At 53.6% G+C, this 6,884-nt stretch carries 5 protein-coding genes; all 5 read right to left on the bottom strand.

The window, feature by feature from the left end; translation table 11 throughout:
• Positions 1 to 186 precede the first annotated feature (186 nt).
• On the bottom strand, positions 187 to 1,635 hold the full coding sequence (locus ACR0AL_RS20820) for a mannose-1-phosphate guanylyltransferase/mannose-6-phosphate isomerase (RefSeq protein WP_170352129.1): 1,449 nt from the start codon (positions 1,633 to 1,635) through the stop codon (positions 187 to 189).
• Between the two features lie 129 nt (positions 1,636 to 1,764).
• A complete protein-coding gene (locus ACR0AL_RS20815; protein WP_480664521.1) occupies positions 1,765 to 2,496 on the bottom strand; it encodes a metallophosphoesterase family protein in 732 nt (243 codons plus the stop codon).
• Positions 2,497 to 2,609: 113 nt separating this feature from the next.
• Positions 2,610 to 3,131 carry a hypothetical protein gene (locus ACR0AL_RS20810; protein ID WP_254438840.1) on the bottom strand — a complete coding sequence of 174 codons (522 nt, stop codon included), beginning with the start codon at positions 3,129 to 3,131 and terminating at the stop codon, positions 2,610 to 2,612.
• Positions 3,132 to 3,576: 445 nt separating this feature from the next.
• Complete coding sequence (locus ACR0AL_RS20805) at positions 3,577 to 4,401, bottom strand: hypothetical protein (RefSeq protein ID WP_480664519.1); 825 nt, start codon at positions 4,399 to 4,401, stop codon at positions 3,577 to 3,579.
• A gap of 73 nt (positions 4,402 to 4,474) precedes the next feature.
• The gene (locus ACR0AL_RS20800) at positions 4,475 to 6,283 is read right to left on the bottom strand and encodes a galactosyltransferase-related protein (RefSeq protein ID WP_170352131.1); all 1,809 of its coding nucleotides are present in this window, start codon (positions 6,281 to 6,283) and stop codon (positions 4,475 to 4,477) included.
• Positions 6,284 to 6,884 lie beyond the last annotated feature (601 nt).

Below are 6,884 nucleotides of genomic sequence, written 5' to 3'. Positions count from 1 at the left end.
CTCATCAACCCAACCTCACTCAGTCATCTCAATCAGAAGCACCATAAACAAAACACAACTAACACAACCAAAACACACCGAACGGAACGGCTGCACCAAGCTTTCCGGGCAACAAAAATGGCCCCCGTCCGGGGGCCTGATCAATGCGCCATACCTGGCTGCGTGGCGTCAGATGGGGCTGGATCGTCAGCCCTTTGCGCCCTGACCGCGCGCATAAACATCCTCGTACCGGACGATATCATCCTCACCGAGATAGGTTCCGGTTTGAACTTCAATCAGAACCATCGGCACCTTGCCAGGGTTCTGCATCCGATGCACCGCCCCCAACGGGATGTAGACCGATTGGTTCTCGGTCACCAACTGTTCCTTGTCGTCGATCGTCACAAGGGCCGTGCCTTCGACAACGATCCAGTGTTCCGAGCGGTGGACATGGCTTTGCAGGCTCAGCGACGCGCCGGGGTGGACGTGAATACGCTTAACCTGGAACCGGTCGCCAACCACAAGGCTTTCGAACCAGCCCCAAGGGCGGTGATCCTTGGGGAAGGTTGTAGCCTGTGCAGCGCCTTTTTCCTTTAGCGCGCTCACTGCTTTCTTAACGTCCTGCGCCCGCGAGGCATCCGCAACCAGAACCGCATCATTCATCGCCACGGCGATGATGTTTTCAAGCCCGATGCCCACCAACTCCAACTGGTCACTGTCCGAGCGCAACAGCGCGTTGTGGCAATCAATGGCTGTGGCTCCGCCGCTGGTCACCACGCCGTCAGAATCCGGCCCGCTTTCTCGCCAGACTGCATCCCATCCACCCAGATCGGACCAAGCCGCGTCAAACGGGACAACCGACAGGTTCGTCGCCTTCTCCATCACCGCGTAATCGATTGAGATATCTTCGGCCTTGCCCCAGGGTTCAGGGTTCAGGCGCAGAAAGCCCAGATCCGGCGTTGCCGTATCGACGGCTGCCTCGACGGGCGATATCAGTTCGGGCGCATGAGCCCGGAAGGCCGCAATCATATCCGATGCACGGAAAAGAAAGATCCCGGCATTCCATTTGAAATTGCCCGCTTCGAGCATTTCAGTTGCGCGAGCCAGATTTGGTTTTTCCACGAACTTTTTCAGCGGAACGGGTGATCCGCCGCTGTTCGATGCGCTCGCCAATTCGAGATAACCATAAGCCGTTTCCGGATGCGTTGGGGTGATCCCGAATGTTACCAGTTGCCCTTGCTCGACAGCCTCCAACCCGCGGGCAACCGCATTCTGGAACGCCGCCACATCAGGCACTACGTGGTCGGACGGCGCAACCAACAGCACCGCGTCCGGATCCTCGGCATGGGCGCGCAGCGCGGCAGCGAGGACCGCTGGGGCCGTATTCCGCCCTTCGGGCTCAATCAAAATGGCACCGGGATCAATGCCGACGGCCTGCAATTGCTCGGCCACAATAAAGCGGAAATCCGAATTGGTCAGAACCACCGGAGCAGCGAATTCCAACCCCGCCGCCGCGCCGGACAAACGCCGAGCTGAGGCCTGGAAAAGTGTCTCATCCCCAACAAGCGGCACAAATTGTTTGGGGTAACTCTGCCGCGACAACGGCCAAAGACGCGTCCCGGACCCGCCGCAAAGAAGAATAGGGGTGATCAACATGATAAGCTCGAAACCTGATTTAATTTAAACAGGTCCTATTAGATGTGAATTAGCGTGACAAGATTTTGCTCAGCTTCAACAGGAAAAAGCAAGTGCAACCGCGGATTTGCGCCTGTACGGGCTCAGTTTTCAGCCTTGTGACGTCAAAAATCTGGGCTCCCCACCATCCAGGCAAACTGCACTTAACACACCAGTTGCAAAAGCGCCGGTATCAATGGAAATTCGTCCCTTTTGCGCGCCAGCCTCACCGACAATCGTATGCCCGTGTACAACCCAAACACCGTCGCGCCTGATTGTTTTTAGAAATGACGGATGACCCCAGATAAGGGTCTTTTCCGACTGGTCGGTGGGCGGAACATTGGGGTCAGCACCGGCATGCACCACAAGGACGTTGCCCGACATTTCCCAGGTCTTCAGCCCGGTCACCCATTGATACAACGTGTCGCCCATCGCCTCTTGAAACCTGTCCCGGCACTCTGTCAGCTCATCACCGGTCATCTCAGCCCGGACCCCGCGCACATCGAACGAGGCCAAGGTCTGCAACCCGCCATAACGCAGCCACCGCGGACCCTGTTCCAAGGGGTCTTTCAGGAACCGCAGCATCATCTCTTCATGATTGCCTTTCAGGCAGGTTATATCGGGGCGCGCACTGATCAGGCGCAAGACCTCGGCGCTGCATTCTCCGCGGTCGACATAATCGCCCACCAGAATGATCCGATGGTCCTGCGGCACCTTGTTCAGTAGCTTTTCCAACTGCACGACACAGCCATGCACGTCACCGATAACGCAAATTGGAGTATCTGGGGTTGGTGGCAGAAACGGGGCACGCCGCCTGAATCGTCCGAAAAGCGATGACAGCACGATGAACTTTTCTCCTGCCCGGTTAGCCGTAAAAGGAGCCGATACAGGAAATCCGGCACCGGCGTTTGATCCAAACGTGATACCCGGCGACCTGACTGCGGGCAAGACCGGGTTCAGGCGGTTCGGCAGGCGGGCACGCCCATCTGTATGATCTCGCGGCCTTTGACCTTATAGAGCCCGTTGATCCGGTTCCGGGCTTTGGTCATGAACCAAGATTTCAACGGCTCCGGATAATAAGCAGCCATGATCTGACTGAAATAGTCGAAATCTTCTTGCGCAAGCCGACGACCGCTTTGGGACGGACCGTGAAACCCAAAGGTGGTATCAGGATCAACGCAAGTTCCGGGCAACCCCAGAAACATCGTGCATGTCGAATAGCAGATACGGCCCCTGATCTCGACCAGAACTCCGTTGCGCTTGAGGTTTTCCAACTCGATCAAACGGTCATGCAGATAGCCGCCGCGATCGCTTCCCACGACCAGCAACTGCTGTGCCTGGGCGCGTGTTGGCGCAAGGGTCACCGGTATCAATGTCGCGACACTCAGCAAGACGGTAAAAAACCGGACAATGCTACAAGCAGAGCGCTGTCCTGTTTGCGCTGACGCTTTGAAACAACAGTCGAGGAAACTCGGCATGGTTCTATCTCCGATTCCAGTAATGATCTGGATCAGGGCTAGAGAACCGCGATGCCTCAGCTGTGCGTTGCCTGTGGCGAAACTTGGCCTTAAATCAATGTTTTAATAGGTTTTTTACGTAAACTTTCCATGTTCAAAACGCACGCAGCGTTGCGCGAATGACGCTTAGGGTCATGGGACGGTCTTAAATTTGGTGCCGCCGGGCGATACAGCGACAGATGAGTCTGCCCGATAGAACAAGCGCACAGAGATCAATACTCTCAGTCACTTGTAAACAAAACGCAGTATATCAGATCAAACACCCTTTACCAAACTGCCCACAAGTTTTGGACGCAACCAAGCGTGCGGGCGCGGATGTTTTTTGTTGTTTACCAGAGACTTGAAGCCAAACAGGGCTTTTCACCCGCATGTTTGTTCAGCAGCTTTGGACTAAAGCGGGCAAGTTCTAATTCGACCAGCGCTTGGTACGCCGCTGGAGACGCCAAAGATCACACCAGTAAGAAATCCGCCAAGGTGAGCAAAGGGCGACCTTCCACCACTTCCGACTTTCCTGAAAAAGCTTTTGTTCATATTCCTTTTTGGAATATCGTTTGGGCAGCGCGATGTGAATCTTAGAACTGAATTCCTGAGACGTCGCAGACGTATCGGGTGCGTTCAGCATCGCACTGGTTTGCAATGCCAGCTGACGTCTAAGCCCGACTTCAAAACTCGAGGGATGCACATAATCCACAACCATGTTGGCGCCGTCACCATCGCTATCTGCCCAACTGTCACCCAGCGCCGTATTGGTAAACACAACCGTGCTTTGCAGGTCGTCCCAATCGCTGTAGAAACTGTCCCATACCGCCGGGCGCACGATGTCCTGCAAAACAAACCCTTCGGCAAGAAACAGCAATGCCCAAAAGCTGGGCCATGAAATCAGCAGGTCCTGAACCTGTTGTTCAGCTACGGGAACCGGTGAGAATACTACAATATCAGCGTAACTCGTTAGCAGGTTTACACTGTGTTCCGCTTCACTCAGGCTTGCCGCAGGAACGCCCTTAGTGACGTGAATGATACGAATGCCACCATCAGTGACCTTCTGAGGAGAAACGGTCTTAGACAGCGCACTAAAGGAAGATTGAGTGACACGTGGAACACCGTTCTGCTCATAGGCCGTGCACCATTCCGTGTGCTTTCGGCCTTCCAGAACGATAATTTCACTTACATGTTGCTTGCACGCTAAAACAACCTTCTCAACGGCTAAGCTCCTTGTTTCACTGTCATTCATTCAGATTTACACTCTGGCGGGTTTAGTAGGTATTCATAAAGATTTGGACCGCTGTCCGGAATTTCGAGCCACATTAAAAATGCTGCCCAGATATCTCTAACCTCTGATTTTGAGACATTGAATGGGCGATTTCCGTAAACGAACTCCAGTTGCTTCCCAGCAAAAGCGGCGCACGCGACAGCAGGATTACATCTGCCAGCGCATATTTAAGCTGCACTTCAGATCGGTCATATACCGTTCTTGGCAGGCTGGTCACGCGATCTTGGTACTTCGCAGCGAAAGCACCATAAGATTCCGAGTTATCCGACGCCAGAAAAATCGTGGAATCGGCCTTGGCCTCCAGCAGTTGATCCAGACGTTTGAAGAAGAACGCATAGTGGGATCTGCTGCGGGCACGTCTGGAAATCTCGTCTTCTGACCGCGACCAGTCTCCGGGAACGTCCCCATGAGGGTCCGTAGCCGCGCCGCCATTCATACGCACGTGTACGGCGATGTCGTTTTGGCTGCGGACGGACTCGATCATCTCTTGCACATCCGCACTCGGTTTCAGCTCACGCAGGAATTTCCGTTCAATGGGGTCGTAGGGTTTGCCGAATGTAAACCTGTAAGCCGATTGGATAACGATATCCCGCTGCGCCTTAACCAATGAGGCGGTGTCAAAGGCCTCCCGGAATGCCTTGCTCATCAGGTCGACCGTTAACGCGTTCTCCGGGTCGTTCTCTTTGGTATCCTCGACTGCCCCGTCAAAGTCGAACAATGACGCAAAGGTGCAATCGCAATGTTCGTCAGGCACCCAGCGAATGATCAGTTCGCGATCGTGGATTTGTGAAAATGAAAACCCCGAAGCAATTGCACGCAATCGGTTGCCCAAACCATGCTGCGCATCGACGACTAGTTTCGGCTTTTGCAGGCTATGCCCCAGCGGAACGGTAACTTCGCCTGTATTCTCTTCCGGTTGCAGCGACGTGTTGCTGATGGCTACTATGGCGTCTTCCAACGAGCGGGTCATCAACGCATAATCCACAGCTTCGCAGGAAACAGAGACCGCAACACCTTTGAACACATCATGTATTGCACTAACCGCTGCTTCGGCGCGTTCCATCCGCGTGCCAATAAGGTTTGTATCTACGCCGTAGGGGTGGCTGCGTCTTAACCGCACTATGTTCCCGGTTTCACTAAGCACCTGGAAACCCGTCATTGGGCAACTCACATCCCATGGGGCGCAGGACGACGCAGTTTGCCGGTTCAGCGCGATCCAGAACTGCGGATAAGATTGCACTTCATCCCATCCGGTGACCGGTGTGCTTTTGGGGCGCTCAACGCGTCTTACGTCGGAATGATCAATATGGCTGATGGTGTCGGGATCGACATCTTCTCTTTGCACGCCTGCGTTGGTCAGGCGTCCGTACAGGTCATCGTCATCCCAGCCATAGGTGACAATCCGTTCGTTGAAGCCGTTAACAGCCAAAAGATTTTCACGCCCAACGACGAAAAAGCCGTTCACGTGGCTTTGCCCGGATTTCGCCTGGCGCCAGTTCCCTGCAGTCAGTTGGTCAACACCTGTTGTGTTGCGGCTAAAGAACTCTGAATCGAGGATAATGTCACTGTCGACTTTGATAATCTTGTCTTTGGTCGCAGCGCGGAATCCCAGATTATACGCGTGGGACAAAATCCAGGATCCTTCATCCTCGACCCGAAGAATGCGTATACGTGGATCAGTTATCCCCGCTTTCCGAAGAGTGATCTCAACCGGAATTTCCGAACTCCAGTCCACGATGATAACTTCGCCAATTTCCTGATGCACAAGCCACGTTGGCAATGTCTGCGCCAGGTGGTCATTTCGGTTCATGCAGCATGTGACAGCAGCAAAACCGGGTTCCATGGCTGCATCGGGGTCATATTCTGCGCCAGCTTCTTCAAATTTTGGAAGGTGGCGCCAAACGTCAGGTTGCGTTCGTATCTCATTGTAGAGGGCAGAAACCGAAGTTGGTGATTTAGCGTTCCGCACCGAAAGCTGTGCTCGAATCAAACTGCGAAATGTGTCCCTGGCCTCAACTGTTGTGACGATGTCATCAGATGCGTTCGCATCGCAGAGGCTTGCAACTATATCTTTAGAAGATTGCATTTTCTCAGTTTGAACCCTTGGTATGCCAATGCCTTCGGTATCTTAATATTTTGGTCGTTCAATACATTCCACCTGGGATTGCGTTCAAACAACTTGAGCACCGAGTACCTGTTTGTTCAGGCGTGTCAATCACCAAAGACGGTATCTTTGAAGCAAGCCTCCAAGATTTCAACCTAGATGAGCGGTGATACGCCGGAATCATTGTTTTGACGCCCTTGTCAGGTCAGCTTGCTGTCTTGGTTGTGTCCCAGTTATCTGGAGTTTTAGTTTATTGGCCTCGCATCGCTGAGGTCTATTTGGTTTTCCGGCATTGAAGCTTTGTTTTGGATGAGGTTATTGCCTCTCACCCTATTGTTTT

The sequence above is a fragment of the Ruegeria sp. BB1 genome, assembly GCF_056539465.1.
The sequence above is the reverse complement of the archived record's forward strand: the minus strand, read 5'-3'. Positions and strand labels throughout refer to the sequence as shown.